The sequence below is a fragment of the Afipia sp. GW822-FHT03D08 genome (assembly GCF_058801645.1).
Genome location: NZ_JBXANK010000001.1, coordinates 1,231,058 through 1,255,836, shown reverse-complemented (window position 1 = coordinate 1,255,836; position 24,779 = coordinate 1,231,058). Strand labels below are relative to the sequence as shown.

31 protein-coding genes, 1 tRNA gene and 1 riboswitch are annotated in these 24,779 nt (G+C 61.8%); of the genes, 15 read left to right on the top strand and 17 right to left on the bottom strand.

Translation table 11 applies throughout. The annotated features are described in order from the left end of the window. Window positions 1-46 precede the first annotated feature (46 nt). On the bottom strand, window positions 47-610 hold the full coding sequence (locus AC1RM7_RS06230; RefSeq protein WP_024919063.1) for a nitroreductase family protein: 564 nt from the start codon (window positions 608-610) through the stop codon (window positions 47-49). A gap of 120 nt (window positions 611-730) precedes the next feature. Further along, window positions 731-2,767: a threonine--tRNA ligase gene (gene thrS / locus AC1RM7_RS06225; protein WP_006021231.1), complete on the bottom strand. Its 2,037-nt coding sequence runs from the start codon at window positions 2,765-2,767 to the stop codon at window positions 731-733. A 296-nt stretch (window positions 2,768-3,063) separates the two neighbouring features. Between thrS and AC1RM7_RS06220 the strand changes: the two genes are divergently transcribed. After that, window positions 3,064-4,167, top strand: a complete 1,104-nt coding sequence (locus AC1RM7_RS06220; protein ID WP_024919064.1) for an MFS transporter — start codon at window positions 3,064-3,066, stop codon at window positions 4,165-4,167. Here the strand turns inward: AC1RM7_RS06220 and yidD are convergent. Continuing rightward, the gene (gene yidD, locus AC1RM7_RS06215) at window positions 4,156-4,509 is read right to left on the bottom strand and encodes a membrane protein insertion efficiency factor YidD (RefSeq protein WP_006021229.1); all 354 of its coding nucleotides are present in this window, start codon (window positions 4,507-4,509) and stop codon (window positions 4,156-4,158) included. The genes AC1RM7_RS06220 and yidD overlap by 12 nt on opposite strands. Between yidD and AC1RM7_RS06210 the strand changes: the two genes are divergently transcribed. Beyond that, a complete protein-coding gene (locus tag AC1RM7_RS06210) occupies window positions 4,501-4,737 on the top strand; it encodes a hypothetical protein (protein ID WP_024919065.1) in 237 nt (78 codons plus the stop codon). The genes yidD and AC1RM7_RS06210 overlap by 9 nt on opposite strands. A gap of 74 nt (window positions 4,738-4,811) precedes the next feature. Next, a complete protein-coding gene (locus AC1RM7_RS06205; protein ID WP_024927732.1) occupies window positions 4,812-5,753 on the top strand; it encodes a COG3904 family protein in 942 nt (313 codons plus the stop codon). 5 nt (window positions 5,754-5,758) lie between these two features. On the opposite strand, the gene AC1RM7_RS06200 is transcribed toward AC1RM7_RS06205, so the two are convergent. Further along, window positions 5,759-6,211, bottom strand: coding sequence for an iron-sulfur cluster assembly scaffold protein (locus AC1RM7_RS06200; RefSeq protein ID WP_024919067.1), 453 nt, complete (start codon window positions 6,209-6,211; stop codon window positions 5,759-5,761). 267 nt (window positions 6,212-6,478) lie between these two features. Here AC1RM7_RS06200 and folE point away from each other — a divergent pair, with 267 nt between their 5' ends. Both folE and hisI read left to right on the top strand, forming a co-directional pair. Further along, the gene (gene folE / locus AC1RM7_RS06195; protein WP_024919068.1) at window positions 6,479-7,147 is read left to right on the top strand and encodes a GTP cyclohydrolase I FolE; all 669 of its coding nucleotides are present in this window, start codon (window positions 6,479-6,481) and stop codon (window positions 7,145-7,147) included. 46 nt (window positions 7,148-7,193) lie between these two features. Continuing rightward, entirely contained in the window at window positions 7,194-7,622 is a 429-nt protein-coding gene (gene hisI / locus AC1RM7_RS06190; protein ID WP_024919069.1) for a phosphoribosyl-AMP cyclohydrolase, read from the top strand. 3 nt (window positions 7,623-7,625) lie between these two features. On the opposite strand, the gene AC1RM7_RS06185 is transcribed toward hisI, so the two are convergent. After that, window positions 7,626-7,760 carry a hypothetical protein gene (locus AC1RM7_RS06185; protein ID WP_275450896.1) on the bottom strand — a complete coding sequence of 45 codons (135 nt, stop codon included), beginning with the start codon at window positions 7,758-7,760 and terminating at the stop codon, window positions 7,626-7,628. A gap of 153 nt (window positions 7,761-7,913) precedes the next feature. Between AC1RM7_RS06185 and AC1RM7_RS06180 the strand changes: the two genes are divergently transcribed. Beyond that, window positions 7,914-8,900, top strand: a complete 987-nt coding sequence (locus AC1RM7_RS06180; protein ID WP_024919070.1) for a lysozyme family protein — start codon at window positions 7,914-7,916, stop codon at window positions 8,898-8,900. Between the two features lie 101 nt (window positions 8,901-9,001). Continuing rightward, entirely contained in the window at window positions 9,002-9,727 is a 726-nt protein-coding gene (locus AC1RM7_RS06175; RefSeq protein WP_024919071.1) for a sulfite exporter TauE/SafE family protein, read from the top strand. Between the two features lie 9 nt (window positions 9,728-9,736). Here the strand turns inward: AC1RM7_RS06175 and AC1RM7_RS06170 are convergent, their stop codons facing one another. Next, a complete protein-coding gene (locus AC1RM7_RS06170) occupies window positions 9,737-10,192 on the bottom strand; it encodes a VOC family protein (RefSeq protein WP_492839420.1) in 456 nt (151 codons plus the stop codon). Between the two features lie 69 nt (window positions 10,193-10,261). On the opposite strand from AC1RM7_RS06170, the gene AC1RM7_RS06165 reads away from it, so the two are divergent. Together AC1RM7_RS06165 and AC1RM7_RS06160 are read left to right on the top strand one after the other, a co-directional pair. Continuing rightward, entirely contained in the window at window positions 10,262-10,855 is a 594-nt protein-coding gene (locus tag AC1RM7_RS06165; RefSeq protein WP_024919073.1) for a TetR/AcrR family transcriptional regulator, read from the top strand. A 143-nt stretch (window positions 10,856-10,998) separates the two neighbouring features. Next, window positions 10,999-12,549 (top strand): DUF2336 domain-containing protein, encoded by a 1,551-nt coding sequence (locus AC1RM7_RS06160; RefSeq protein ID WP_024919074.1) that lies wholly within the window; start codon window positions 10,999-11,001, stop codon window positions 12,547-12,549. 258 nt (window positions 12,550-12,807) lie between these two features. On the opposite strand, the gene AC1RM7_RS06155 is transcribed toward AC1RM7_RS06160, so the two are convergent. The 4 genes from AC1RM7_RS06155 to AC1RM7_RS06140 all read right to left on the bottom strand — a co-directional run bounded on the left by AC1RM7_RS06155 (window position 12,808) and on the right by AC1RM7_RS06140 (window position 15,566). After that, window positions 12,808-13,386 (bottom strand): Hpt domain-containing protein, encoded by a 579-nt coding sequence (locus AC1RM7_RS06155; protein WP_024919075.1) that lies wholly within the window; start codon window positions 13,384-13,386, stop codon window positions 12,808-12,810. A gap of 8 nt (window positions 13,387-13,394) precedes the next feature. Further along, window positions 13,395-13,940: a response regulator gene (locus AC1RM7_RS06150; RefSeq protein WP_006021218.1), complete on the bottom strand. Its 546-nt coding sequence runs from the start codon at window positions 13,938-13,940 to the stop codon at window positions 13,395-13,397. Between the two features lie 101 nt (window positions 13,941-14,041). Beyond that, window positions 14,042-14,821, bottom strand: coding sequence for an NAD kinase (locus tag AC1RM7_RS06145; RefSeq protein WP_024919076.1), 780 nt, complete (start codon window positions 14,819-14,821; stop codon window positions 14,042-14,044). Window positions 14,822-15,020: 199 nt separating this feature from the next. Further along, window positions 15,021-15,566, bottom strand: coding sequence for a tetratricopeptide repeat protein (locus AC1RM7_RS06140; RefSeq protein ID WP_006021216.1), 546 nt, complete (start codon window positions 15,564-15,566; stop codon window positions 15,021-15,023). A 276-nt stretch (window positions 15,567-15,842) separates the two neighbouring features. On the opposite strand from AC1RM7_RS06140, the gene AC1RM7_RS06135 reads away from it, so the two are divergent. Beyond that, window positions 15,843-16,106 (top strand): His-rich protein BRANT, encoded by a 264-nt coding sequence (locus AC1RM7_RS06135; protein ID WP_006021215.1) that lies wholly within the window; start codon window positions 15,843-15,845, stop codon window positions 16,104-16,106. Between the two features lie 155 nt (window positions 16,107-16,261). Here AC1RM7_RS06135 and AC1RM7_RS06130 read toward each other — a convergent pair whose 3' ends face one another. After that, entirely contained in the window at window positions 16,262-18,427 is a 2,166-nt protein-coding gene (locus AC1RM7_RS06130; RefSeq protein ID WP_024919077.1) for a TonB-dependent receptor, read from the bottom strand. Between the two features lie 168 nt (window positions 18,428-18,595). Beyond that, window positions 18,596-18,829: riboswitch (cobalamin riboswitch) on the bottom strand. Window positions 18,830-18,909: 80 nt separating this feature from the next. Between AC1RM7_RS06130 and AC1RM7_RS06125 the strand changes: the two genes are divergently transcribed. After that, window positions 18,910-19,341, top strand: coding sequence for a hypothetical protein (locus AC1RM7_RS06125; protein WP_244434385.1), 432 nt, complete (start codon window positions 18,910-18,912; stop codon window positions 19,339-19,341). Between the two features lie 19 nt (window positions 19,342-19,360). Beyond that, a complete protein-coding gene (locus AC1RM7_RS06120; protein ID WP_024919079.1) occupies window positions 19,361-19,837 on the top strand; it encodes a TspO/MBR family protein in 477 nt (158 codons plus the stop codon). A gap of 8 nt (window positions 19,838-19,845) precedes the next feature. Here the strand turns inward: AC1RM7_RS06120 and AC1RM7_RS06115 are convergent, their stop codons facing one another. The 5 genes from AC1RM7_RS06115 to AC1RM7_RS06095 all read right to left on the bottom strand — a co-directional run bounded on the left by AC1RM7_RS06115 (window position 19,846) and on the right by AC1RM7_RS06095 (window position 22,847). Continuing rightward, window positions 19,846-21,057, bottom strand: coding sequence for a serine hydrolase domain-containing protein (locus tag AC1RM7_RS06115; RefSeq protein ID WP_024919080.1), 1,212 nt, complete (start codon window positions 21,055-21,057; stop codon window positions 19,846-19,848). Between the two features lie 386 nt (window positions 21,058-21,443). Next, the gene (locus tag AC1RM7_RS06110; protein ID WP_024919081.1) at window positions 21,444-21,986 is read right to left on the bottom strand and encodes a PRC-barrel domain-containing protein; all 543 of its coding nucleotides are present in this window, start codon (window positions 21,984-21,986) and stop codon (window positions 21,444-21,446) included. 85 nt (window positions 21,987-22,071) lie between these two features. Next, entirely contained in the window at window positions 22,072-22,275 is a 204-nt protein-coding gene (locus AC1RM7_RS06105) for a hypothetical protein (protein WP_006021209.1), read from the bottom strand. 150 nt (window positions 22,276-22,425) lie between these two features. After that, window positions 22,426-22,557 carry a hypothetical protein gene (locus AC1RM7_RS06100; RefSeq protein ID WP_275451117.1) on the bottom strand — a complete coding sequence of 44 codons (132 nt, stop codon included), beginning with the start codon at window positions 22,555-22,557 and terminating at the stop codon, window positions 22,426-22,428. Between the two features lie 86 nt (window positions 22,558-22,643). Next, complete coding sequence (locus tag AC1RM7_RS06095; RefSeq protein WP_006021207.1) at window positions 22,644-22,847, bottom strand: hypothetical protein; 204 nt, start codon at window positions 22,845-22,847, stop codon at window positions 22,644-22,646. 280 nt (window positions 22,848-23,127) lie between these two features. Here AC1RM7_RS06095 and AC1RM7_RS06090 point away from each other — a divergent pair. Further along, window positions 23,128-23,202 (top strand) — tRNA-Thr (locus AC1RM7_RS06090). A gap of 25 nt (window positions 23,203-23,227) precedes the next feature. Here the strand turns inward: AC1RM7_RS06090 and AC1RM7_RS06085 are convergent. Continuing rightward, complete coding sequence (locus AC1RM7_RS06085; RefSeq protein WP_162832188.1) at window positions 23,228-23,377, bottom strand: hypothetical protein; 150 nt, start codon at window positions 23,375-23,377, stop codon at window positions 23,228-23,230. A gap of 300 nt (window positions 23,378-23,677) precedes the next feature. On the opposite strand from AC1RM7_RS06085, the gene AC1RM7_RS06080 reads away from it, so the two are divergent. Then, a complete protein-coding gene (locus AC1RM7_RS06080; protein ID WP_024919082.1) occupies window positions 23,678-24,169 on the top strand; it encodes a hypothetical protein in 492 nt (163 codons plus the stop codon). Between the two features lie 37 nt (window positions 24,170-24,206). Beyond that, a complete protein-coding gene (locus AC1RM7_RS06075) occupies window positions 24,207-24,779 on the top strand; it encodes a hypothetical protein (RefSeq protein WP_006021204.1) in 573 nt (190 codons plus the stop codon).

The following is a 24,779-nucleotide window of genomic DNA, read 5'->3' as shown; positions in this document are numbered from 1 at the left end:
TCTGGGTCCCCGCTTTCGCGGGGACGAGCGGAACCGGAATCTTGTTCTAGAATCTCGTCACGATATCGCTGAGCGCCGGGCGGGGCCGGTCGTCGGTCGGCCGCTCGGACTTGCCGATGTGAATGAAGCCCGCGATCCTCTCGTCCTCGTTCAGGCCGAGTGCATTGAGCACATCGCGGTCGAACGCCATCCAGCCGGTCAGCCAGTTCGCGACATAGCCGAGGGCGTGCGCGGCATGGACGATGTTCATGGCGCTGGCGCCGGCCGACAGTTCCTGCTCCCACGGCGGCACCTTGGGATGCTTCGACGTCTTGCTCACCACGCCGATGACGAGCGGAGCATGGGTGAAACGCTTCTTCTCGGTCTCGACCTGATCCGGCGTCGCGGTGACATTCTTGGCGCGGAACACTTTCGCGAAAATCTCGCCGGCCTTGGCGCGCGCATCGCCTTCGAACACGATGAAGCGCCATGGCACAATCTTGCCGTGATCAGGCACCCGCGCGCCGATGGTGAGAATCGTTTCAAGCTCGGCGGGCGAGGGGCCGGGCCCGGTCATCTCAAGCGGCTTGAGCGAGCGGCGCGTCTTCAGAAGGTCGAGTGCATCGGGCATGTCGTATCCAGATTGAGCCCGCACGGGGGCGTGCGTGCCGCTGATATCGGAAATTCAAACTGCGATAACAAGGCGTGCAGTTTATGAGGCCTCTAAAGAAGAGAAGCCTCATAAATCCTGTCACGCATTCGCGCGCTTCAGGTCCGGCGGCATTGCTTCATACGCCAGCGCCTTGAGCGCCTCGTCGAGCGGCAACACCGTCTGGCCTTCGCTGCCGAGGCGGCGGATCGAGACCATGCGGCCTTCGGCTTCCTTCTTGCCGACAACGAGCAGCGCGGGGACCTTCGCCAGCGAATGCTCGCGCACCTTGTAGTTGATCTTCTCGTTGCGAAGATCGATCTCGGTGCGCAGACCCGCCTTGCGGCAAGCGGCCAGCACTTCGCGCGCATAGTCGTCGCCATCGGAGGTGATGGTGGTGACGACCGCCTGCACCGGCGCGAGCCAGAGCGGGAAGTGACCGGCGAAGTGCTCGATCAGGATGCCGGTGAAGCGCTCCAGCGATCCGCAGATGGCGCGATGGACCATCACCGGCGTCACCTTGTTGGAGTGATCGTCGATGTAGAACGCGCCGAAGCGCCCCGGCAGATTGAAGTCGACCTGCGTGGTGCCGCACTGCCATTCGCGGCCGATGGCGTCGCGCAGCACGTATTCGAACTTCGGCCCGTAGAACGCGCCTTCGCCCGGATTGATCGAGGTCTTGATCCGGTTGTGGCCTTGCGCGGCGATCTGTTCGAGAACTTTCGCCATCACCGTCTCGGCGTGATCCCACGCCTCATCGGTGCCGACGCGCTTTTCAGGCCGCGTCGAGAGTTTCACCGTGAGTTCACCGACGAAGCCGAAGTCCTCGTAGGTCGACAGGATCAGGTCGTTGATCTTGAGGCACTCTTCCGCGAGCTGATCTTCGGTGCAGAACACGTGAGCGTCGTCCTGCGTGAAGCCACGCACGCGCATCAGGCCGTGCATCGCGCCCGACGGCTCGTAACGATGCACGATGCCGAACTCGGCAAGCCGGATCGGCAGTTCGCGATAGCTCTTGAGGCCATGCTTGAAGATCAGCACGTGGCCGGGGCAGTTCATCGGCTTGATCGCGAACCAGCGCTTGTCTTCCGCCTCGTCGCCGGCCGACTGCGCCGCGAACATGTTCTCGCGATACCACTCCCAGTGGCCGGAGGTTTCCCACAGCGACTTGTCGAGCATCTGCGGCGCGTTCACTTCCTGATAGTCGCCCGCGAGCCGCCGGCGCATATAGGCGATGATCGCCTGAAACAGCGTCCAGCCCTTGGCGTGCCAGAACACCACGCCGGGGCCTTCTTCCTGGAAATGGAACAGGTCCATCTCGCGGCCGAGGCGTCGGTGGTCGCGCTTCTCGGCTTCCTCAAGCTGCTTGAGGTAAGCGTCGAGCTCTTCCTGCTTGGCGAACGCGGTGCCGTAGATGCGCGTCAGCATCGGATTGTTGCTGTCGCCGCGCCAGTACGCGCCCGCGACCTTCATCAGCTTGAAGGCGTTGCCGACCTTGCCGGTCGACGTCATGTGCGGGCCGCGGCAGAGATCGAACCATTCGCCCTGCTTGTAGATCTTCAGCGACTGGTCTTCCGGAATGGCGTCGACCAGTTCGATCTTGAAGGTCTCGCCCTTGTCGGCGAACACTTTCTTGGCGCGATCGCGCGACCACTCTTCCTTGGTGAAGGGCGCATCCTTGGCGATGATCTCGCGCATCTTCTTTTCGATCGCTGCGAAATCTTCCGGCGTGAAAGGCTCGTTGCGGAAGAAGTCGTAATAGAAGCCGTTGTCGATCACAGGACCGATGGTGACCTGGGTGCCGGGCCACAGCGTCTGTACGGCTTCAGCCAGCACGTGCGCGGCGTCGTGCCGGATCAGCTCAAGCGCACGCGGATCATCGCGGTTGATGAATTCGATCTTTGCGTCACGCACGATCGGGTCGGCGAGGTCGGACACGACGCCGTCCAGCGCCATCGCGACGGTGCGCTTGGCCAGCGAGGGCGAGATGCCCTTGGCGATGTCGAGGCCGGTGGTGCCTTTGGGGAATTCGCGCTGCGCGCCGTCCGGGAAGGTGACCTTCACTTTGTCGGTCTCGACGGGCTTCAGGTTGGCGAGGCTGTACTTCAATCCGGGCGCGGAAGGGTCTTTATCGGTCATATCATTCTCCTGTGGCTCACTCCTGCGAACGGGCGCAGGTAAGCGGTGAGAGAGGGATATAGCAGGCAGCCGTCCGTGTGCAACAGCGGTTGTTAAATGTCGCGGCGCTCGCAATGGGGCTTCTGGTCGTGTCGCGAGCCGCGGTCGCGGCGCCCGCGCCAGCTATTCCGCTTCCTGCAGCAGATCGCTGATCGAAGGTCCGGTGCTCGTCCCGTACGGCATGGCTTTCATGCAGTTGCATTAAACCGTTCGTGTGCTAACAACACGGCGTGAAACGCTTCGCCCCCACAGCCTTGATGCTCGGCAATTTCGTCACCGGCGTGAGTATTCTCGCGCCGGCGGGGATGCTGCCGGAGCTGGCGCAGGAATTCGGCGTCTCGATTCATGAAGTGGGATTGCTCATCACCTTCGGCGCGCTGGTGCTGTGCATCGGCTCGCCGGTGTCCGCGTGGCTGACCAGTGCCTTCGACCGGCGGATCTTGCTGTCCGTGACGGTGGCGATCATCGCCGCGGCGCAGTTCGCATCCATGGTTGCGCCGAACTACGCAACGCTCATGGCGGTGCGGCTGGTGATGCTGGCGGTCGCTGCGCTGTTCACGCCGCAGGCCGCGGGCACGGCGGCGATGATGGTGCCGCCGGAGCGGCGCGGCAGCACGATGTCGTATGTGTTTCTCGGCTGGTCGCTGGCGCTCGCGGTGGGGCTGCCGCTGATCGCCTATGTCGCGAGCCATATCGGATGGCGCGTTGCCTATACCGGCATCGGCATTATCGCGTTGCTCAATCTGGCGATGCTGGTCTGGCGGATTCCGCCCGGGCTTGTCGGCGCGCCGGTCGATCTCAAGACGTGGAGCGATATTGCGCGAAATCGGCTGATCGTGCTGTTGCTCCTCATCACGGTGCTACAGACGTCCGGGCAATTCGTGGTGTTCACCTATCTCGGGCCGCTGTTCGCGAAGCTCGGCGGCAGCGCTCAACTTGCGATCATCGCGTTCAGCATTTACGGCGTCATGGGTTTCATCGGCAACGTGATCGCCAGCCGTGTTGTCGATGCTTGGGGGGCCTATCGCACATCGCTGACCACGATCGCGCTGCTGCTGTTCGGAATTACAATGTGGGCGCTCGGCGCGGGCATCGTGCCGCTGATGCTGGCGTCGATGGTCCCATGGGGCACGGCGTTCTCATCGGCCAATTCGATGCAGCAGGTCCGGCTCGCCGCGGCGGCGCCGCTGTTCGCCAGCGCCACGGTGTCGCTGAACACGTCGGGGCTTTATATCGGTCAGGCCATCGGCTCGGGGATCGGCGGCTTCCTGTTCGCGCACGAAATGTATTATGCGATCGGCTATGTCGGCGTCGGCTTTCTCGTGCTGGCGCTGATCACGGTGTTTATCTCACGGCGGTGAACTGATTTCCGTGCCGTCGTTGACGCCGCGCCATCGCGCATAGCGCCACGGCAGATACCAGCGCGCATCGGCCTGCAACGTGCCGGGCACGTTGTCGATCCCCGAAGTGCCCCATGGCTGACAGCGCAGCAGCCGCGCCAGCGTCATCCAGCCGCCCGCCCACAAGCCGAACCGCGCAATGGCTTCGTCGCCGTAGACCGAACAGGTCGGAAGATGACGGCAGTTGAAGCCGACCAGCGGCGAAAGCGTGTGACGATAAATCCAGATCATGCCGCGGCCAGCGTTGCGCGGCAGATTTTGAACCCCGCCGGCGCAATCGGGACATCGGGCCGAATGTTTCATCTCAATGTCTCGACGGATGTCTTCACAGCGTTGGACGATGTTCTGCTGTTCGTGACGGATTTATCGGCGATTGCCGGAAACGTCGCCACGCAAATGATGAGTTCCCGCGCAGGGAACCGCAACACATTGTCTTCCGCGCCACAGTTCCACAATTATCGCACGATTTTGACTGCGCCGCAGCAAAAGTGGAATAGACGCGAATCCTTTGCGCGGATACGTTTTTCATAACGCCCGTGTGACAGGATTCGTCCTTGCGGGATGGGGCCGATGCCGTTGTCGATTGGGGCGGGGAAGGAACCACGTTGTTCGTCGTGAGGTCGCTACCATGGGGCGGCTGGGCGCGGCTTTGCGCCACCGCCGTTTGTCTCGCGCTGCCTGGCTCCGCCACGCTCGGCGGTACGGTTGGTGCTTCCGCCACTCTCGAAGAACGCAAGCTTCCGATGAATTTCAAATGGCACGCGGCGCAGCCCGCCTGCGCGCAGGATTGCGCCGGCTGGATCGGCGCGGTCGGCGTCATCACATCCGACACGCCTGCGAAGTTCGAGGAGTTCTCGGGCGGACGCGATCTCAAGGGGACCACGGTGGTTCTCGATTCCAGCGGCGGGTCGGTGCTCGATGCCATTTTGCTCGGACGGCGCTGGCGCAGCCTCGGTCTGCGCACCACCGTTGGCATCGTGATCGAAAAGGAAATCGCGGGCGCTGTCGCGCGCGACATCGTGCCGGATGCCTACTGCGAGTCGATGTGCGTGTTCCTGCTGCTGTCGGGCAAAACCCGCCACGTGCCCGAAGGCGCGCATGTGCGCGTGCATCAGATCTGGATGGGCGATCGCGCGGACGATGCGCGGGCTGCAAGTTATTCGGCGGACGATCTGATGATCGTCGAGCGCGATATCGGCCGTCTCGCGAAATACACCTTCGATATGGGCGGCACCGGTGACCTGCTGTCGCTGGCGCTCAGTGTCCCGCCGTGGGAGGCGTTGCATCGCCTGTCGGCGGATGAGTTGCGCCTGACCAATCTCGTGACGACGGATGCTGTTGCCGACGTCAGGACGCCGTCCGACGATGTCGTGGGAAGCGTGAGCCCGAAGGCGCAGGACCGCGTGGTCAGCGCGCCCGTGTTTGTGAGCGCACCTGCTGTTGTCCCGGTGATCTCCGACATGCAGCCGGTGCCTGCGGGGACCAAGACGGCCGAAGCCCATGCGCCGACCGGTGGCGCGGCGCCTGCGGCCACGGACCGGAAGTAATCCCGTCAGGTTTGTGCCGGGGCGAGGGCGGCTTTGGCTTCAATCTGGCCGACGGCGTCCACCACTGCATCGAACGTCAGCAGGGTCGAGGCGTGGCGCGCCTTGTAGTCGCGCACCGGCTCCAGCATGGCGACATCCGCCCATTTGCCTTGCGGCGGCGCACCGTTTTCCTTGAGCATCCTGCGCACGGTTTCGCGCAGCTCTCGCAGTTCGGCGGCGTTGGAGCCGATCACGTGGCGGGCCATGATCGAGGAAGAGGCCTGGCCCAGCGCGCAGGCCTTCACGTCGTGGGCGAAATCGCTCACCACGCCGTCCTGCATCTTCACGTCGACCTTAACGGTCGAGCCGCACAGCTTGGAATGAGCGGTGGCGGTGGCATCCGGGTCGGCGAGCCGTCCCAGACGCGGAATATTGCCCGCCAATTCGATGATTTTCTTGTTGTAGATGTCGTTCAGCATGGCGGTCGAATTTCGCTCTTGCATGAGACCCCTGCCGCCCCCCGCTCTTGGCGGTCGCGGCCCTGAGCCTATATAATGCCCATGATGCAGGAATAAACCGCCTGCATTTCAGCAATGCACGGAAATATAGACGGTTTTTCCTGTGATTTGCTGCAATCATGCAGGCTAGGCGTCCGGCGGCTGGGTATCGCTGCCGCGGCTGACCGGTGACACTCCGGCCCCTCCGTCGAGGTTATAATGGACCAGGGCCGGTCGAACGGAGACGAAATGGACGCGATTATCAAGCCGATCCGCACCGGCAAGCCGGCGGAAAAATCCGAAATTCCTGCTTCCGACTACATGGCGTCTGCCATTGACCCCGGTCTGGTTCGTCCATCCCGCAGCGAGGCCGAGGCGGCTGCAAAGACGCTTCTGGCTTACATCGGCGAGAACACCAGCCGCGAGGGCCTGCTCGACACGCCGCGCCGGATGATCGAAGCCTATGACGAACTGTTTCAGGGGTATGCCCAGTGCCCGGCGGAAATCCTCGACCGCACGTTCGGCGAGACGGCGGGTTACGACGATTTCGTGCTGATGCGCGACATCAATTTCCATTCGCACTGCGAGCACCATGTGATGCCGTTCTATGGCAAGGCGCACATCGCTTATGCACCGGTGGATCGCGTGGTGGGCCTGTCGAAACTGGCGCGTCTCGTTGATGCTTTCGCGCATCGTCTTCAGACCCAGGAGCATCTCACCGCGCAGGTCGCCGGTGCGATCAACGCCATCCTGAAGCCTCGCGGCGTCGCGGTGGTGATGGAAGCCGAGCACACCTGCATGTCGGTGCGCGGTATCGCCAAGGCGGGGGCGAAGACGCTGACGTCGCGCTTCACCGGTGTGTTTCAGGACAATCCTGAAGAACAGGCCCGTTTTCTCAACATGGTCCGTGGCGTATAAGCCTTCGAACGAAGGCGTCCGCGCCTTCCTTTGAAAAGGTAACGCCGTGACTTCATCACACACACACTCGCATGACGTCGAGGAAGGGCTGAGCTTTCAGCCAAAATTCGACGCGTCCGGTCTCGTGACCTGCGTGGCAACCGACGCCGGAAACGGCGACGTGCTGATGGTCGCGCACATGAACGACGAGGCGCTGCGCAAGACGGTCGCGACCGGTGAGGCCTGGTATTACAGCCGTTCGCGCAGGAAGCTCTGGAAGAAGGGCGAAAGCTCCGGCCACGTGCAGCGTGTCGTCGAGATGCGGATGGACTGCGATCAGGACGCGGTGTGGATCAAGGTCGAGCAGGCAGGGGCCGCGTGCCATACCGGCCGGCGCTCATGCTTCTACCGCGCCGTCACCGGTGAGGGTGGCGAGGCGAAGCTGACATTCGTCGACGCCGACAAGGTGTTCGATCCCGCCAAGGTCTATCGCTAGACCTTAGTCTTTCCTGAGCCGGCGCTTGGCCCGTTGATCCTCGATGCTCCAGAACAGAGCGGTCGACGCGACCAGCAGGCTAGCGATCAGCCCCAGGAAAGCCCATGTCGCATCGGCTATGCTGAGTGCGTTGATCATGCTCAGGACAATGCAAGGGATGGACCTTCGGTCATGCCCAAGCCGCATGGCTGCTGCATGCCGGGCGAAGGACGACGCGCGCTTCGGAAATTAACGTCCCGTTAACCATAAATGCGGCAGGTTGTGGTTGGTTCCTGGGGAGCGGGCACCATCATGGCTGTCGATACTTCAAGCATAACGACCGGGCTTGATTCCGCGCGCGCGAAAATCGCGGGCACGATCAAGAATGCCGCCAGCGCGACCGGCGCCAGCTTCGAGTATCTGATCTCGGCGGCGAAGATCGAATCCAACCTCAACCCCAGCGCGCAGGCTTCGACCTCGTCGGCGCGGGGGCTTTATCAGTTCATCGAGCAGACGTGGCTCGGCACGGTGAAAGAGGCGGGGTCTGCCTTCGGCTTCGGCAAATATGCCGACGCAATCTCCAAATCCCCCTCGGGCCGCTATTCGGTCAGCGATTCATCCACGCGCGACGAGATTCTCAAGCTGCGCGACGATCCTGCCGCCAACGCCGCCATGGCGGGTGTGCTGACCCAGTCCAACAGCTTCAAGCTCACTGGCATGATCGGCCGCCGCCCGACTGACGGCGAGCTCTACATGGCGCATTTCATGGGGGTGAGCGGCGCATCGCGGCTGATTTCAAGCGCCGAGGACAATCCTCGCGCTTCCGGCCCGGCGATGTTTCCGAGCGCCGCCGCCGCCAACCGCTCGATCTTCTACAACCGCGACGGCAGCGCGCGCAGCGTCTCGCAGGTCTATTCGGTGCTGACGTCGCGCTACGATGCGGCGGCGAATTCCCAGACGGCGCGCACGGCGATGGCCGCGGCCGGCGTCACGCCGGGGCAGTCGCGGATGGCGGCGGCGCCCGTCGATAACGCGGCGTATCTTTCGAGTTTCCCGCAGGCTCGGCCCCCCGCCGATGCGCCCACCCAGGTCGCGGCGCTGCAAACGCCCGCTCAGCCGGTTTTCCGTTCGCTGTATCAGACCGGCGATCGCCCCGAGCCGGTGTCCAATACGGTGCGCGAACTGTGGGGCAACAACACGTCGATCACGAACCCGCTGCCGGCGGGCGCGGCCACCCGGACGGAGGCTCCGCAGGGGCTTGGGCTGTTCAGCGATTCGACCGGTGTTTTCAGCGGCTAGGCCTCACGCTTCATCCTTTGCCTGAAAGGGTGAGCGGTGATCGCGGTAGGCGACTCGCGCGGCCTTGAAATACCCTCGCAGCCTCACGCGAGTTGGCACCCTTGATTTATGTCTTCATCCTTATCGTCGGCCTGATTGCCGGTATTCTCGGCGGCATTGTCGGGACCGGCACGTCGATCATGCTGCTGCCGGTGCTGGCCTATTCGTTCGGGCCGAAGCAGGCGGTGCCGATCATGGCCATCGCGGCGATCATGGCGAACATGGCGCGCATCCTCGCATGGTGGCGCGACATCGACTGGCGCGCGGTCGTGGTTTACTCCGTCCCCGGCATACCGGCCGCCGCCCTTGGCGCGGGAACGCTGCTCGCGCTGCCCTCAGGTTTCGTCGACATCGCAATCGGTGTGTTTTTCATTCTGATGATTCCGTTCCGCCGCTGGATGCATGCGCGCCAGTTCACGCTGCCGCTGTGGTCGCTCGGGGTCATCGGAGCGGCGATGGGCTATCTCACCGGCATCGTCGCATCGACCGGGCCGATGACCGTCCCAATCTTCGTCTCCTACGGGCTGATCAGAGGGCCGTTGCTGGGAACCGAAGCGGCCGTCTCGCTCGCCGTCTACATAAGCAAGGCGATCACGTTTCAGCGGCTCGATGCTCTGCCGCCCGACGTCATCTTCAAGGGACTGATTGCCGGCTCATCGCTCTTCGTGGGCGCGTTCATCGCCAAGCGTGTGGTCATGCACATTAACGCGGCGAACTTCCACTACTTGATGGAAGCCCTGATGCTGGTCGCGGGCCTGTCGATGTTCTGGAGTGCGTTTCAGGGTTGAGAGTCTGATTCAACTCTGAAACGCAGGCCGTTGATGTGACTCAGGTTGGCAGTGAATCTTTGCAAAAAGTTCTGCGAACTCCGCGCTCGGTGGAATCGGCTTGATCACATCGATCAGGACCCCGTTCGGGTCGGACGTGATGAAGTGACGCTGTCCGAACGCCTCGTCGCGGAGAGGGGTCAGGATCGGCAGGCCCGCTGCCTTTGCCCGGCCATACATCTCGTCGGGGTCTTCGACCTCGAAGTTCAGCAGCAGACCCGACACCCGGCCGCGGCCCGCCTCCGGGATCGTCTCGTGGGTGCCGTCGAGGACCGCGAGGTTGACGCTCGGGTCGGCTTTCGAGCGCAGGTGGACGTACCAGTCGCTGCCGAAGGCCTCCTCGAAACCGAAGTGGGCCTTATAGAAATCGGCCGTCGCGGCCACGTCACCGGTCATGATGACGGGATAGTAGCTGGTGATTTTCATGGTGGTCCCCCCTTGCGAAATTACATACATTCTGTATGTTTTTTGTTAAATAACGTACAGGCTGTATGTATGCAAGTTAACAAGCCGGACGAATTGCCGCGGTCCAATCGTGACCGTACCGCAAGGACCCAGGGTGCCCTGATGCAGGCGGCGAGGGCTCTGTTCGTCGAAAAGGGATATGCGGAGACCTCGACGCCGGAAATCGTCGCAGCCGCAGGCATTACGCGCGGCGCGCTCTACCATCACTTCGAAGACAAGCGGGCGCTGTTCCGGGCGATTGTCACCGGGGAAGCGCTCGCGGTGGCGGCGGCCATCGAGCAAAGGGCGCTCGCGGGTTTGTCTCCGATCGATGCGCTGGTCGAAGGAAGTTCGGCTTATCTCGATGCGATGCGCGTGCCGGGCCGGACGCGGCTGCTCCTGATCGAGGGGCCGTCGGTTCTCGGACAGGCCGAGATGAAAAAGCTGGATGAAGAGAATGCAACGCGCACGCTGCGCAGCGGGCTCGAAGCAGCGATCGATACACGAGGCCTGCCGCTTGCGGCACTGGCAGATCTGTTGTCGGCGGCGTTCGATCGCGCCGCGCTGGCGATCGACGCCGGCGAAGATGCGGCAAATTATCGGAACGCGATTGTCATGCTGATCCGGCGCGTGGTGGGGCGCTGAGTCCAGCCGCGTCCGCGAGGTTAACGAAACCTCAACAAACACAGCCGTTTATGGTGAACGTTTTCTTAAGTGTCATGGTTTACGGTTCGTAACAGTGGCGTCGCGTCGCGATGCCTTGGCATGTTGCGTAAGCCGGAACACCCATGATCGTTCGGCAGTTTATTAGTTGGGTTCGCACGGCTCCCGCAGGGGAGCGCGCAGAGGCGACGCGGTGTCTGGCCCGCGCCTGGCTCATTTCCGATTTGTCGGAAGACGATCGCGCCGCCGCGGAAGGCGCGCTGCTGATGCTTCTCGATGATGCCTCGCCGCTGGTGCGGCAGGCGATGGCGGAAGTTTTCGCGCACTCGCTGGATGCGCCCGCCGCGATCGTGGCCGCGCTTGCTGTCGATCAGGCATCGGTGGCGGTTCCGATCCTCGAACACTCTCCGTTGCTGCTCGACTCCGATCTGGTCGACATGGTCGCGACCGGAAATGCCGAGACCCAAAGCGCCATCGCGCGCCGTTTCGATCTGCCGCCGTCGGTTTGCGCGGCACTTGCCGAAGTCGGCTGCGCCTCGTCGGTGCTGGAACTGATCGAAAATCGCGCCGCCCAGTTGGCTGATTTCTCGCTGGCGCGTGTGGCGGAGCGGTTTGGCCATCTCGCCGCGATCCGTGAATCGCTGCTGACGATGGATGAATTGCCTGCCGCGATCCGGCTCACGCTGGCGCAGAAATTGTCCGACACGCTGACGCAGTTCGTCACCGCGCGCGACTGGCTGAACCCCGATCGCGCCCGGCGCGTGGCAGGGGAGGCGATGGAGCGCTCCACGGTCAACATCGCGGCGCAGACGCGCGGCGAGGATATGACCGCGCTGATTGGTCATCTGCGATCCATCGGCCAGCTCAATGCAGGGCTGATCCTGCGCGCGCTTCTCTCAGGCAACATCGAGCTGTTCGAGGAATCGCTGGTCGAACTGTCCGGCCTGCCGCGCAACCGCGTGGCTGCGATCGTCCATGATCGCGGCGGCGTCAGCCTGAACGCGCTGCTCGCCAAGGCGGGCCTGCCGGAATCGACCTATCGCGCGTTCCGCGCGGCGCTCGATGCGTCGCATGAAATCGGCTTCGTCGGCACGGTCGCGGGTGCGACGCGGCTTCGCCGCCGCATGGTCGAGCGCGTACTCACCCAGTGCGAAACCGCCGAAACGGTCTCCGAGCCTCTGCTGATCCTGCTGCGGCGTTTTGCGATGGAATCGGCGCGGGAAGAAGCGCGCCTGTTCTGCGACGAACTCGCGGCCGATGATTTTATCGGCACGCTCAATGCGCATGTTGCCGAAGAGGCGGGCGGCTACGACGCCTATCAGACTGACGACGACATGGATGCGTATGCCGCCGACGATGCTTACGAGACGTCAGAGGACGACAAGATCTACGGCGCTGAAGATACTTACAATGCCACTGCGGTCGACCCGCAGTATCGCGACAGTGTCGAGACCACACGCTATATCGATGACTACGCCAAGGATGAATATACGGTGCAAGACGTCTATGCGGTCGCGAATTCCGATCCGCTGCATTATGACGATATGCGAACCGCAGATGACGCTCGGCATAACGACGCGTCAGTCCATGCCTTTGTCGATACTGCCATGGATCGGTACGACGGGTACGATCGCGATGAGCGCGATTATGACTACGACCGGCGCATTGCGGCGTAGTATTTTGAAGATCGCCGAAATCTAGCTTGAGCCGTCATCCTGAGGTCCGAGCACTTGTGAGCCTCCAAGGATGACGGTGAAATTCGGATTTCTCCGCCACGCATCCTTCGAGGCTCGCCGCAAGCGCGGCTCGCACCTCAGAATGACGCGCTATCGTGCAAGATGAATCCCGGCCTTCGCCGGGATGATGCAGAGGGTGTTGACAGGGCGGGTCGCTCTACGAAGCGGCGAGTTGTTAGAGCACCGATCGCGAGTCGTTCAGCCTTCCGGAACGATGCTCGGCGACAGGATCGCTTCGAGATGTTCGGGCCGGTCGCGGTTGACGTGGATCAGATATTCGTCCGCCACGCCGCGCAGCTTCTTGCTCAGTTCATCCGCCATGCCGATGGCGTTGATCTTCGACTGTTCGCGATAGATCGCCTGGATCGCGTTGACATGGTGCTGGATCAATTCGCCCGGCACCTGAGCGAGATCCGGTGCATGTTCGATAATCCGGCACAGGCTTTCCGCCGCCGCAGCGGCGGTGGGGAAGCCGAACGTCGCAGCGCCGCCCTTGATGTCGTGCGCCGCGCGGAACAGTTCCTCGCGGTTCTCGCCGTTCAGTCCTTCGCTTGCGATTGCGGCATAAGCCGCGCTCAGCCGGTCGCACTCCACCTGCATCCAGTGGTTGAACTCGCCGGACAGGCTGGCGAGCGCCTGTTCGGCCCGCGCAACCGGATCGTCGAGATCCTTCTCTTCGGAATACCGCACCATCTTGCGCAGCGGATTGGGCTGCGAGATGACCTGATGGTCCGCGAAGGTATCGACCTTGATCTCGACTGGCGGCTTGCGGGCCATGGGTGCTCCTAGTTTCCGGAACGGGCTTTGTCGAGCAGCGAGGGTTGCTGCACGACTTCGGCTTTGCCGCCGGTGCGCCGCTCGACGCCGATATAGGCCGCGTTGGGATTGCGGCGGCGGTCCGGTCCGAAATAGTTCTTGGTCTTGATGAAGGGGCGGGGATTGGCCACGACATTCAGAATGCGCTGGTAAAGGCCCTTGGCGGAGATCGGCTTCGCCAGGAATTCCGTGACGCCGGCGTCGCGCGCGACCATGACGCGGCGCTTCTCCGAATGTCCGGTCAGCATGATGATCGGCGCGTAAGGATTGCCCACGCCGTCGGGCTGACGGATCATCTGGGCGAGCTCGAGCCCGTCGAAAATCGGCATCGACCAGTCGGTGATGACGATGTCGGGGACATAGTGGGAGTACATCTCAAGCGCGGTCGCGCCGTCTTCCGCTTCATAGACTTCGCGCGCCCCGAACGAATGGAGCAGCGTGCGCAGAATGCGACGCATATGCGCATTGTCGTCGCACACGAGAAACCGCAGCTTGTTGAAATCGATAATGAACATGCGCCGCCCGGGGTGGCGCACCCGGACCAGGGTACACCTCGCATTAACTATATGCGACCGCCGTTAACGAAGGGTTATCCAAGACGGCCGGGGCGGCAGGGTCAGAACCCGAACTGCTCGCTGAGGATGCGTTCTTCCAGGCTGTGGCCGGGATCGAACAGCATGCGGATCGAGATGGTCTTGTCCGCGATGATCTCGACCCGCTGCACGTCGCGGGCCTCGTCATGATCGGCGACGGCGGCGACCGGCCGCTTGTCGGATTCGAGCACTTCGAACACGACGAACGCCGTGTTGGGCAGCAGTGCGCCGCGCCAGCGGCGGGGGCGGAACGGGCTGATCGGCGTCAGGGCGAGGAGAGCAGCGTTGATCGGCAGGATCGGGCCCTGCGCCGACAGATTGTAGGCGGTCGAACCGGCGGGCGTCGCCACCATGATCCCGTCGGAAATCAGCTCGGCCATGCGCTCGTGCTCGTCGACCATGATGCGCAGCCGCGCCGCCTGATGGGTCTGCCGGAACAGCGAGACTTCATTGATGGCGTGATGGATGTGCACCTTGCCGTGAACGTCGGTGGCGCGCATCAGCAGCGGATTGATCACGGTCAGCTTCGCGGCTTCCAGCCGCTCGACCAGCGAGTGCTGGCTGAACTCGTTCATCAGGAAGCCGACGGTGCCGCGATGCATGCCGTAGATCGGAATGCCGGAGCGCATATGCCGGTGCAGCGTTTGCAGCATCAGACCGTCGCCGCCCAGCGCCACGACCACGTCGGCCTTGTCCGACGGCTGGTTGCCATAGGCCGCGGTGAACTGGGCGAGGGCCTGCTGGGCCTCATCGCTCGGGCCCGCCACGAAGGCAATCCGCTCATATTTTCTCGGCTTCGTCATATCCGGATCAGCCCCTGAGCGCGCATCCACGAAGTCGTGACGCGCGCGGGCTTCGTCTATACGAGGTTTTCCGGTGTTGTCGAGGCGGGATCGCCTGCGCAAAACAGTCCCGCGCGGCCAAAATCCGGCTTGACCCGCGCGGGTTAACCAAGAGGACGGCGCGTGCCCGTGGCCAGGCGCGCGCCGTTGATCGGTTCGGTCAGTACGACGTCCGGCCGGTGGTCAGCGCGGAGGCCAGCGACTGATACTCGGCGCTGTCGCGGCCTGCGAGCGCTTCGATCCTGGCAAGGTGGTGCTTCGCCTGTTCGCGGTTGCCCTGTTCGACCTGCCACAGGCCGTAATACTGCCAGGTGCGGACGTGGTTCGGATCCGCCTTCAGTGCGCGCTCATACCAGACACTGGCAAGCTCGTAGTTGCCGAGCTTGCGATACGAGTATCCGATCAGATTGGCGACATCGGCGCGGTCGTCCTGACCGAGCGCCTTGAGCTGGTCAATCGCCGCGGCGTACTGGCTTCGCTCGTAGATCGTCGCATAGGCGGCGCGATAACCCTGGAGGAACGCAGGGCTGTCGATCGAGGACTTCCTGTCGTCTTTCTTCTTGTCCTTGGGCTTCGATTTGGTGTCGGAGGCCGGAGGCGAGGGCGTGTCCGAAGGGGCTGCCTGCACGAGGGTGATCGAAGGTGCCGTAACGAACGCCGAAAGAAGAAATGCCAGAGATATCTGCCTGATGGTCGAGTTGCTCATGCGTAGCCTCCGTTGATCTGCAAACACGATCCTAATCCTGTTTGTACCTCTTAAACACCCGCCGGGTTCAAACATTCCTGCGTCAGCCCGTCATAATTCCGGCGATTTCCGGTTCACCCGCCGGCCGGGCGCATGTCCAAACTGTCATCCAGATGAACGAAAGCCATTGGTGCGCTTCAGACTGAGTTCAGCGGGGGAGTCCTAGCTTTGTTGCGACGATCGGTTACCCGGCCATCCGACCGGCCACCCCTGATCGCATAACGCCAGGAGAGACCCATGCTGAAGATCATTTCTGCCGCCCTTGTTGCGGGTTCGATGATTGCCGCCCCTGCAATGGCCGCCACCGTCATGAAGACCGAGACGGCGCCCGCCGCGAAGTCCGAAACTCTGAAGCCGTCGGTCGCGAATGCGAACGCGAAAGTGAAGGAGAAGAAGATCAAGCATCACAAGGCGCACAAGAAGACCAGCGCTGTGGTGAGCAAGAAGCACATTTCGTCCGCGGCGCCTGTCAAGCACATCGCCGTGCAGAAGAAGGGCTGATCTCTTCTTCCTTGATATTTCCGTGACCGCTATTGCATAGCCCCCGCATCGAAGCGGCTCATGGAAAGAAGAACGGCCTGCGGTCATCGGTCATGCGATGACTGCAGGCCGGGCTTGTTAGTTAAAGACACGTCTCTAAGAGGCTACTTGCTACGTCAGAAGGTCATACCCGCTTTAACCATGTAGACGCGGCCGGGTAATGGATACGCACTATAATTGCCGAGCGTAAACTGGCTCGCTACAGCGTAGTCATAGTAAAGTGTGTCGAACAGATTGTTGACTGCGACCGACCAGAAGAAACGATCATACTGTCCACTCAATTTCAGATCGAGCGTTGCATTGGCAGGAATTGTGGGCTGGTTGTTGCGCTGGTCGTTATCCATGCGCCGAACTCCCCAGAAGCGAACGTTCGCATCGAGGACTGCGTACTTCTGCCAAATATCCCAGCTAAAACCTGCCGTTCCGCTGATGGGGGACACCAGTGGGACGTTATTCCCGGCGAACGGGCCATCCTCAAAAACAGCGCGCGTGTAGGCAAGGCTTCCGCGCAGCCGCAACGTATCGGTGACCGCGAGCGACACGCTGGTTTCGGTACCATAGCGATGCGTAGGGTCGAGGTTGAGATTGTATCCGAGGAACGGATTGAAATGGATCTCGTTCCTCAAGTGCATGTCGTAGACACTGGTCTGCATCTGGAAACGCCCGGCGCGTATGCGGAAGCCTCCTTCCACGTCATACGACGTCTGTGTTTTCAAGGAGAAGTTGCTCGGGATTGCAATGAAATTCGCATCGAACTGCGGACCGGCTCCAACACGTTCGTCGACGTTTGGGGTTCTAAAAGCGCGCGCTGCTCTGCCGAAGACCGCAAAACTGTCGGTGAAGCGGTGCTCCAAGCCTACGTGCAATGCGTATTGAGTTTCGTTGCTGTTTAGCGGGAGGTCCTGCGCTCCCGTCGAGAATAGCGGGGCGGGAGCAGTCGGGTCGTAGCGGTCGCGTGCGCTAACCTGTGTGTTCTGAACACGCGCACCGTAAGAGAAATCGGTTGTCGGAAGGAGCCCCAAAGTTTGCTGCCAGTATCCGCCGAGGGTGCGCTGTGTGAGATTGTAGACGTGTATCGGAGCCAAACCTTTGAACATCGGCCGATCCGAGTCGTACTTTGCATCGTAGTAATCGATACCGGTCAGAATGTTCGAACGAAGGCCAAGAATATCATTCTTGATGTTGAGGCGAGGCGTGATCGACCACGTCGTTAGAACGCTATCGACATAACTCTCGGAAAACGGACTAAAGAAAGCTGATTGCTGATTTTTGTTGCGCACACCGCCATCGACGATCAGTTCGGCGCCGTTCCAGAGTGTCTTGGTGAAGCCTGCAGTCGCATTGGCTCCTTGCTTGTTTCCGAAATCGAACGGCGTGGCCGCGCCGCGCCGGTCGGTAGCGAGTTCGTTGACGAAAGCATTGACAGTCCGGCCTCCCGGGAGGCCCAAGTGCTGGTCATCGCCCGACAAATTAAAGAACGCGCTGAAATCTGTCGTTGTGTAACGGATTTCACCTACCGCATTCCGCTGATCGGTTGCGTTGTTGACGCGATAGCCATCGGACTTGAAAACGTTTGCAAATGCCGACGACGACCAAGGGCCGTTATTGGTCGTAAAGGACGTGCTGCCCTGGCGGGCACCGTAAGAACCCGCGCCGCCTTCAACGCGCATTTCGATAGGTTTACCGGCACCGGCGCCGGTTTTGGTGACAATATTGACGACGCCACCAATAGCGTTGTCGCCATACAATACTGCGCCGCTATTGCCGCGAGTGACTTCGATGCGCTCGATCGAGTAAAGCGGAATTGTCGAGAGGTCGACACCAGCGAGGTCAACGTCGTTGATGCGCCGTCCGTTGATCAAGATAAGTGTATTGGCCGTCGCAAACGCACCGAAACCGCGCAAATCGACGGTCGTCCCGGCGCCATTGACGCCTCCGAACAATGTCTGCAGTTGCACGCCCGGCACAGTGGCCAAAACATCTTGGATAGTTTGGCCGGGCGCCCGCGCAATATCTTCCTTGGTGATGACCGTCGTCGAAGCGCCGACGATGCCGATGGAGTTGGCGGGAGCGCCGGTGTTGCTCCCCGCATTGCCGCCGGTGCCATAGAGACGCGTCGCATCGACGTTGATCGCCGGCAGCGCACCGCCATTGTCCTGCGCGAGGGCAGGGCTGACGAGGGCGGTGCCCGCAAGGCATGCCGCTGCGAATGAGAGTCCGAGCGTCGCCGCCGGAAAGAGAGATTTGGAATACTGAGTCACGTTGAAGCCCCGCCGATGCATGTGATCGCGGAGGCGCGGTGAGAACGCGCAGACACGACGGCCGGCGGCAGGTTTCTGCCTCCACACGTTCCGTCCTGACTGAGGAAACAGGCCATCGGCCGAACCTCCGCAACAGTTACGTCACGTCACCGCTGCGGAACGCCGCCCCTTCGCACGCCCCGTGCGACGGAAGGATGACCGGTACAGGCAGGTCTCCTGGCTCGCGGATCGTCGCCGTTGTCCGCCTTCCCAAGCCCGGCTGAAAAGCCTTCGCTCAGTGGCATATTGGACAACGGCTCACCGCTGACAGTTGCGGGGGCAGCTTCGGAATGGCCATGCAGACGTCACTTTTACGAGCCTGCACGGCGGCACCGAATTCCCTATTCGCCAGCTTGCGCTGGCACCTGTGCCGTGGTTGCAATCAACCGGCGAGGTGTTGCCTTGTCAATGACACAATGTCCAAGAAACCCAATGCGATGCCTCAGGTTGTGGACTTCATCGGAATGCGTTGCAAATTGGTGACATATACGCGGAGCGTTGCGCTGGCGCTGGTTGCGCTCGGTCTTGCGGGCTGTACGTGGACTGGCGGCAGCGACGGCCTGTCCTACACCGCCGATCGCGGCATCGAGAACCAGCCGTATCCTGCGAACTACCGTCCCGAACTGCTTGCGCTGCTGCGGACCTACCTGAACGATCCAACGGGCATACGCGACGCCGGGATTTCAGAACCGGCGCAAAAGGAAGTCGGGGGCCGACGGCGCTATGTCGTGTGTGTGCGCTTGAATGCGCGCATTGCGGGGCGTTACGCCGGTGTGAAGGAGCGTGCGGGCGTGTACGTTGACGGGCGGCTCGATCGCATCATCGAGGATACCGAGGATCTTTGTAAGGGTGTCACCTACGCCGCGTTTCCCGAACTGGAAAGGCTGACGCGCTGAGCGTCTACGGAGGGATGTCATGACGTCGAAATCAGCCGGGCGGTTGGCCCTCTGCCTGCTGCTGTGTCTCGGCGTCGGGATTCTCGAATCATATGTGACGCGGCCCGAAATCCCGGTGTGGTATGCGGCGCTGGCAAAGCCGTGGTGGACACCGCCGCCGGTGGTTTTTCCAATCGCGTGGACCATTCTCTACATTCTGATGGCTGTCAGCCTGTGGCGCCTGTGGGATCGCGCGGCGCCTTCGGCTCCGCGGGCCTCGGCGATCACCTGGTTTCTGATTCAGCTTGCGCTGAACGCGGCGTGGTCGCCGGTCTTCTTCGGATGGCACGGCACCCGCACCGCGCTCGTTATCATCATCGGACTGTTGATCGCCATTGTGATGACAATTATCGCGGCTTCACGCGCCGACAAGTCCGCGGCCTGGCTGCTCGCGCCGTATCTGGCTTGGGTCGCATACGCGACCACGCTGAATGCCGGCGTGGTCGCGATGAACTAACCGACGTCCTATGAAAAGTGCTGGACGATGGCCGCGAAGCCGCGCCGCCAGGCGCGGTAGTTGTCGACATCGAGCGGGATCGGCTCGGCGGCGACGCGAACGATCACCAGTTCGCTGATGGGATCGATGTAGATCCACTGGCCGTGGATGCCGATGCAGCACAGCGTGCGCCGCTTGCGGTCGATCTGATAGAACTTGCTGCGATAGGCCGCATCGGGAAACATCTCGGCGAATTCGCCGCGCGCCCAGGCTTCCGGATCGCCATTGTCGTTGATGTCGTCGATCCACCAGCCGGGAATGACCTGCCTGCCGTGCGCGACACCGCGCTGCCGGATCATTTCGCCAAAACGGGCGAGGTCGCGCGGCGCGGCGCAAATGCCGCCGGCGGCGCGCATCGCGCCTTCCGGATCGAGCGTGATATAAGCGTCGGTTTCCGCGCCGAGCGGCGTCCAGAGATATTCGCCAAGCAGATCGGACAGGGCGCGGCCCGCCGCGCGCTCATAGACCCAGCCGAGCAGGTCTGTGTTGGTCGAGACATAGTGGAATGCGTGGCCGTGGGTTTTGCCGTCGGGCTTCTGGGTCGCGAGGTATTCGCGCAGCGCCATGGTGCTCTGGCCGGGTTGAATGACATCCCATCCCACAGCGCGGCGATAGCGCGCGACATCGCCGTCCGGATCGACGTAATCCTCGGTAAAGGAGATGCCGACCGTCATGTCGAGCAGATGCCGCACCGAGCAGCCGCCGTACACCGAAGACGAGACCTCGGGCACGTAATCGGTTACGGGCCGGTTGGGGTTGAGAAATCCCTTGTCCGCGAGAATTCCGCCAAGCGCACCGCAGATCGACTTGCTCACCGAGAACACGATATGCGGCGTCGTGGCATCCATGCCGCCCGCGTACCACTCGGCCGCTATCCTGCCGCGGCGAAGAACCAGAAACCCCTTGGTGTTCGTAGTACGCAGCGCATCGCGCAGCGTGGTCCGGCCCTTGCTCCCCTCGAAGGCGACCTCGCCGATTTCGACAAGCGAGCTTTCCAGCGGAACGGGGTTTTTCGACGCCGCGATGTTCGCGGTCGGCAGCAGGCGGCGGACGTTGTGAAAGCTCCAGTCGCTGGAAGGCTGGGTGCGCCAGTTGGCGAGGGTTACGAGATTGTCCCGCGCTGGCGGGAATTCAGTCATCAGTTTTTTTGCGGGACTCTTTGCGGTCAATTTGGCTGTCATGTTTTTCTTTTTCTCAGGCTGAAAGAAACGCGGGACATTGTGCGTTTAAATCGGCGCATGACAACACTGCGCCGCACAACCATCTGCCAGAACCCGGGAGAATCGGACTCGGAAAGGGAAAACTGACAAGGGGGCCCAGCAAAAACAATGCGCGAGACTCTCAGCCGCCGGGGCGGTCAAATCCCGGTATGACGCGGATGATTCTCAGACTGGCTCCTGAGGAGCCGATTGCGGTCGATACGTTGCTCGCCGTCACCTTGGCGGTTGCGGCTGCGCTCAACGCATGGTGCCTCAGCGCCTATCTTTAGATAGGCACGCGAACGGCCGAACCGGCTGAGCCGATTCGGCCGCGCTGATGTGCAGGCTATCTTGGCCTGTCTATGCCTTTATTTCGCGTTTTCCGAGTACTTGAATGCCGGCATGGCCTTGAGCTGCTCCTTGGTGCCGCTCATCACCGCATGGTCCGGGTACCATTCATTCTTGGTCGCGGTCGCAGCCATGCCGCCGCCAGCCGCGCCCGTGGTTGTCGACGGCCGGGTTGTTGTCGACGTTCCTGCCGAGCCCGGCATCTTGTCGGCCGACGCCGAGCGGACCGGCTCATCGACCCATTTCAGCTTGTCGAACGTCACGGCGATGTCGTGCTGACCGACGCCGAGGAAACCGCCGACGCCGATGATCACGGCGTTGACCTTGCCGCTCTTGTCGAGAAGGATTTCACTGATGTCGCCGAGCTTCTCGTTGGCGTCGTTATAAACCGCGAGGCCGACAAGCTTGGAAGCCCGCCAGTTGCCTTGCAGATTCATCTGCTCGCTGGATACAGAAGCAGCGGGAGCAGGGGAAGGCGAGGCCGGAGTTGTGGTCTGCGCGAACGCCGCTCCACCAGCCAACGCGGTTCCGAGCAGAGCTGCAGCCACATATTTCTTGATCATCGGATTCTCCTTTCAATAAATCGATTGAAACGGAAGAACCCAAACCGCTTGCTTATGTTCCGGGAACTATCTCTGTTCGCCCGCGTCAATTTAGCAAGTTTGCCGGCACCTTCTCGAAGCGCAGCGGAACCTCGCCGGTTTCGATCGCTGCGTGGAGATCGTTGAGCTGGGCTTCGAGGAATTCGTTCGCCGCGAGCAACGCCATCAAGGCGCCGCGCGTGTCACCGCCGCATTGGGCGATGACGTCGTCGAGGGCATTTTCATAACGGTCGTCATCATGTGAAGGCATGATCGTCCTCGTCTGGTTGCCTGAATCGCTGTCTACCTGCGTAGGCAACGGTGACGAGACCGTGACCGTTCCGAGGCGCGCCGAGTTGTCCACGCAATTCACAGGCGTTTTGACGCAGGACAGGGGGAATATTTGGCGTTCGCGCGATTGCTATTTCGCGGCCTGATCCACCGACCAGACGTCGAAAATCCCCAGGTTGTAGAGGAAAGCGAGAGCGGCAATCACGCCGATCGCGGCAATCAGGTATTTGTGGTGCGCCCGAAACCCGCCGTTGCCGTCCATGCGAAATCCTCCGCGCGCCCGATGTCTCAACCACATTTACTGGTGGCCCAAATCGGACGACAGCGCAAATTGAATGGCTGTGAATTTCAGCCGGCCTCGGTTCGTCCGCCGCTCTTGCCCAGCAATTTGCGCGACGCCCAGATGATCAGGCTGGCGATGCCAAAAAACAGCGCGCCGGTCAGCTTCAGGACCGCGGACAAAAAGTCGAGCACATCGAAGAGCTCCAAATAGTCGAGCAGCTTGATGATCAGGATCAGCACCAGCAGCGTGCCCAGCAACCACTCGGTCATTGCAACAGTTCTCCGCGCCGGCGCCGTGACATCGGCGACAAGTCCCTCCGTTGGTCGCTGCGGTAAAGTCGGAGGTTCACGGCATTGCGATGCGCGGTTCCCGGAACCCCGGGGGACGCCAGGCGGTGGCCAGGTGAAGGTGGAAGCGGAAAAAGCCGCGGACCAATGTCCTGTCCGGAAAGCCGTCGCTTCGAGCGGCGGCTTTTCCGTTGGCGTGCGACCCGGCAACATCGCTGGCGGTCTTGTCCTGAGGCGGCCGCGCTGATAGCTGTTCCCCGACGCCGGTTTAGCTCAGCGGTAGAGCAGCGGTTTTGTAAACCGAAGGTCGGGAGTTCAATCCTCTCAACCGGCACCATTTACCGCCGCCGTCGGCCGATTTCTTAGCCCTCGTTTGCGCGCGGAATCATCCACGTGGAAAACGTCTGCCAGACGCCGTCGCCGAGATGGCGCTGATACGCGATGAAATCGCCGTCGTTGCCACGCACGAATTCATAACGATGGTGGTTGAATTCTCTGGTTTGCACGGTCATCGAAGTTCTCCTCTGTTCGTTCTGACGGAGGAGCTAAGTGGCATATCCGGCCGATCAATAGAATGATGATTATCATATAATCACGTTGTCGAGAGGCGTTGTTTCACCTGTGGAACCGGGCGAGCGAGCCCGCCCGGCGCCCGCCGTTAACCTTCCACTTTCCAAAATCTTATTGAAATCGCTCGCAATTGAGCGACCGCAAATGCTTACGCGTTAGGCTTACCTGACGATTGGGCGGGGCCTTTAACTCCTGGCTTGCCTCGCTGGATTAGGGTGCGGCTTCAACGAAGGTCTCATTCCATGCGTGCGATACTGGCTCTGGCGATCTTGATCGGAACGGCGGCATCGGCTGCGGCCGATACCGGTCCGTTGATCGTGATTCCCGGCCGTGCGGGCGTTCCCGTCATGATCAATGGCCGCGATGCGTCCTATGCCGTCGTCGAAGGCGAATGGGGCCTCGCCAAACATTTCAAGAATGCGGACCGCGTTTATGGCGGCTGGGATCGCTACATCGGCCCCGAAGTCGGCCACTATTATCCGAGCGCCGGACGCACGCCGGGCTACGGCCGTCTCGAAATTCAGCCGCCTGCCAATCGCGCGCTGCCGCAGCCTGCGGAGAGCTATCATCGCTCGTGGTCCGCGCAATCCGCGCCGCCGGCGCCGCAGCAGCACTACGACGTTCCGCTATATCCACCGTCGATCATCGAAGCGCCGCGCGATCAGAGCGGTCGGCCGAACGGCTTCCGGCCCAGCTACAGGCCGAATGGTTTCCGGCCCGATCTGAAACAATAACGAGACCAAAACAAAAGTGTTTAAACAGGAGAGAGTAATGCGTCAGACGATTGCAGGATTGATTGCGGGAGCAGCCTTTGCTGCGACCATGGCGACGGCGGCACCCGCGCAGGCATGTGCGGTGACCGATCCGTGCGGCAGCTACGGCTATTATGCTTACAACTACGGATGCGGTTACGGCACCGGCTACGGTTACGGCGGTTGCGGTGTGCGCGAGCGTCTGACCGATGCGGACGCTTATCAGACGTATGCAAGCCCGCAGTATTACTGGGTGAATCAGGGCCCGACCTATACCGGCCCCGGCAACTTTGCTCCGGTGCCGACCTATCAGGAACGCGCGGTGATCGGTTCGCGCTACTACGGCCGGCCTTATCGTTATGGTTATGATGGCGGTCCGTACGGCAACGCCACCAGCCATTACTATGACGGCGCACCGGGCGTGCAGGGACCTGCGGTCTACAGCTATCGCTACGCCCGCCGCCATTATCACCGCGGCTATCATCGGATGCACTACCGTCCGTATCGCACCGCGCCGAAGTACTATTACACGCACCGTCACCACGGCCACGCCATGGCGCACGGATCGCGTCCGCTTCGCTACAAATACTGA

Excerpts from the sequence above, each read along its gene's own strand:
- AC1RM7_RS06230 (WP_024919063.1), bottom strand. The coding sequence starts at position 610 with ATGCCCGATGCACTCGACCTTCTGAAGACGCGCCGCTCGCTCAAGCCG.
- thrS (WP_006021231.1), bottom strand. The coding sequence starts at position 2,767 with ATGACCGATAAAGACCCTTCCGCGCCCGGATTGAAGTACAGCCTCGCC.
- AC1RM7_RS06220 (WP_024919064.1), top strand. The coding sequence starts at position 3,064 with ATGCTCGGCAATTTCGTCACCGGCGTGAGTATTCTCGCGCCGGCGGGG.
- AC1RM7_RS06210 (WP_024919065.1), top strand. The coding sequence starts at position 4,501 with ATGTTTCATCTCAATGTCTCGACGGATGTCTTCACAGCGTTGGACGAT.
- yidD (WP_006021229.1), bottom strand. The coding sequence starts at position 4,509 with ATGAAACATTCGGCCCGATGTCCCGATTGCGCCGGCGGGGTTCAAAAT.
- AC1RM7_RS06200 (WP_024919067.1), bottom strand. The coding sequence starts at position 6,211 with ATGCTGAACGACATCTACAACAAGAAAATCATCGAATTGGCGGGCAAT.
- folE (WP_024919068.1), top strand. The coding sequence starts at position 6,479 with ATGGACGCGATTATCAAGCCGATCCGCACCGGCAAGCCGGCGGAAAAA.
- AC1RM7_RS06185 (WP_275450896.1), bottom strand. The coding sequence starts at position 7,760 with ATGATCAACGCACTCAGCATAGCCGATGCGACATGGGCTTTCCTGGGG.
- AC1RM7_RS06180 (WP_024919070.1), top strand. The coding sequence starts at position 7,914 with ATGGCTGTCGATACTTCAAGCATAACGACCGGGCTTGATTCCGCGCGC.
- AC1RM7_RS06170 (WP_492839420.1), bottom strand. The coding sequence starts at position 10,192 with ATGAAAATCACCAGCTACTATCCCGTCATCATGACCGGTGACGTGGCC.
- AC1RM7_RS06165 (WP_024919073.1), top strand. The coding sequence starts at position 10,262 with ATGCAAGTTAACAAGCCGGACGAATTGCCGCGGTCCAATCGTGACCGT.
- AC1RM7_RS06160 (WP_024919074.1), top strand. The coding sequence starts at position 10,999 with ATGATCGTTCGGCAGTTTATTAGTTGGGTTCGCACGGCTCCCGCAGGG.
- AC1RM7_RS06155 (WP_024919075.1), bottom strand. The coding sequence starts at position 13,386 with ATGGCCCGCAAGCCGCCAGTCGAGATCAAGGTCGATACCTTCGCGGAC.
- AC1RM7_RS06150 (WP_006021218.1), bottom strand. The coding sequence starts at position 13,940 with ATGTTCATTATCGATTTCAACAAGCTGCGGTTTCTCGTGTGCGACGAC.
- AC1RM7_RS06145 (WP_024919076.1), bottom strand. The coding sequence starts at position 14,821 with ATGACGAAGCCGAGAAAATATGAGCGGATTGCCTTCGTGGCGGGCCCG.
- AC1RM7_RS06140 (WP_006021216.1), bottom strand. The coding sequence starts at position 15,566 with ATGAGCAACTCGACCATCAGGCAGATATCTCTGGCATTTCTTCTTTCG.
- AC1RM7_RS06135 (WP_006021215.1), top strand. The coding sequence starts at position 15,843 with ATGCTGAAGATCATTTCTGCCGCCCTTGTTGCGGGTTCGATGATTGCC.
- AC1RM7_RS06130 (WP_024919077.1), bottom strand. The coding sequence starts at position 18,427 with ATGCATCGGCGGGGCTTCAACGTGACTCAGTATTCCAAATCTCTCTTT.
- AC1RM7_RS06125 (WP_244434385.1), top strand. The coding sequence starts at position 18,910 with ATGCGTTGCAAATTGGTGACATATACGCGGAGCGTTGCGCTGGCGCTG.
- AC1RM7_RS06120 (WP_024919079.1), top strand. The coding sequence starts at position 19,361 with ATGACGTCGAAATCAGCCGGGCGGTTGGCCCTCTGCCTGCTGCTGTGT.
- AC1RM7_RS06115 (WP_024919080.1), bottom strand. The coding sequence starts at position 21,057 with ATGACAGCCAAATTGACCGCAAAGAGTCCCGCAAAAAAACTGATGACT.
- AC1RM7_RS06110 (WP_024919081.1), bottom strand. The coding sequence starts at position 21,986 with ATGATCAAGAAATATGTGGCTGCAGCTCTGCTCGGAACCGCGTTGGCT.
- AC1RM7_RS06105 (WP_006021209.1), bottom strand. The coding sequence starts at position 22,275 with ATGCCTTCACATGATGACGACCGTTATGAAAATGCCCTCGACGACGTC.
- AC1RM7_RS06100 (WP_275451117.1), bottom strand. The coding sequence starts at position 22,557 with ATGGACGGCAACGGCGGGTTTCGGGCGCACCACAAATACCTGATTGCC.
- AC1RM7_RS06095 (WP_006021207.1), bottom strand. The coding sequence starts at position 22,847 with ATGACCGAGTGGTTGCTGGGCACGCTGCTGGTGCTGATCCTGATCATC.
- AC1RM7_RS06085 (WP_162832188.1), bottom strand. The coding sequence starts at position 23,377 with ATGACCGTGCAAACCAGAGAATTCAACCACCATCGTTATGAATTCGTG.
- AC1RM7_RS06080 (WP_024919082.1), top strand. The coding sequence starts at position 23,678 with ATGCGTGCGATACTGGCTCTGGCGATCTTGATCGGAACGGCGGCATCG.
- AC1RM7_RS06075 (WP_006021204.1), top strand. The coding sequence starts at position 24,207 with ATGCGTCAGACGATTGCAGGATTGATTGCGGGAGCAGCCTTTGCTGCG.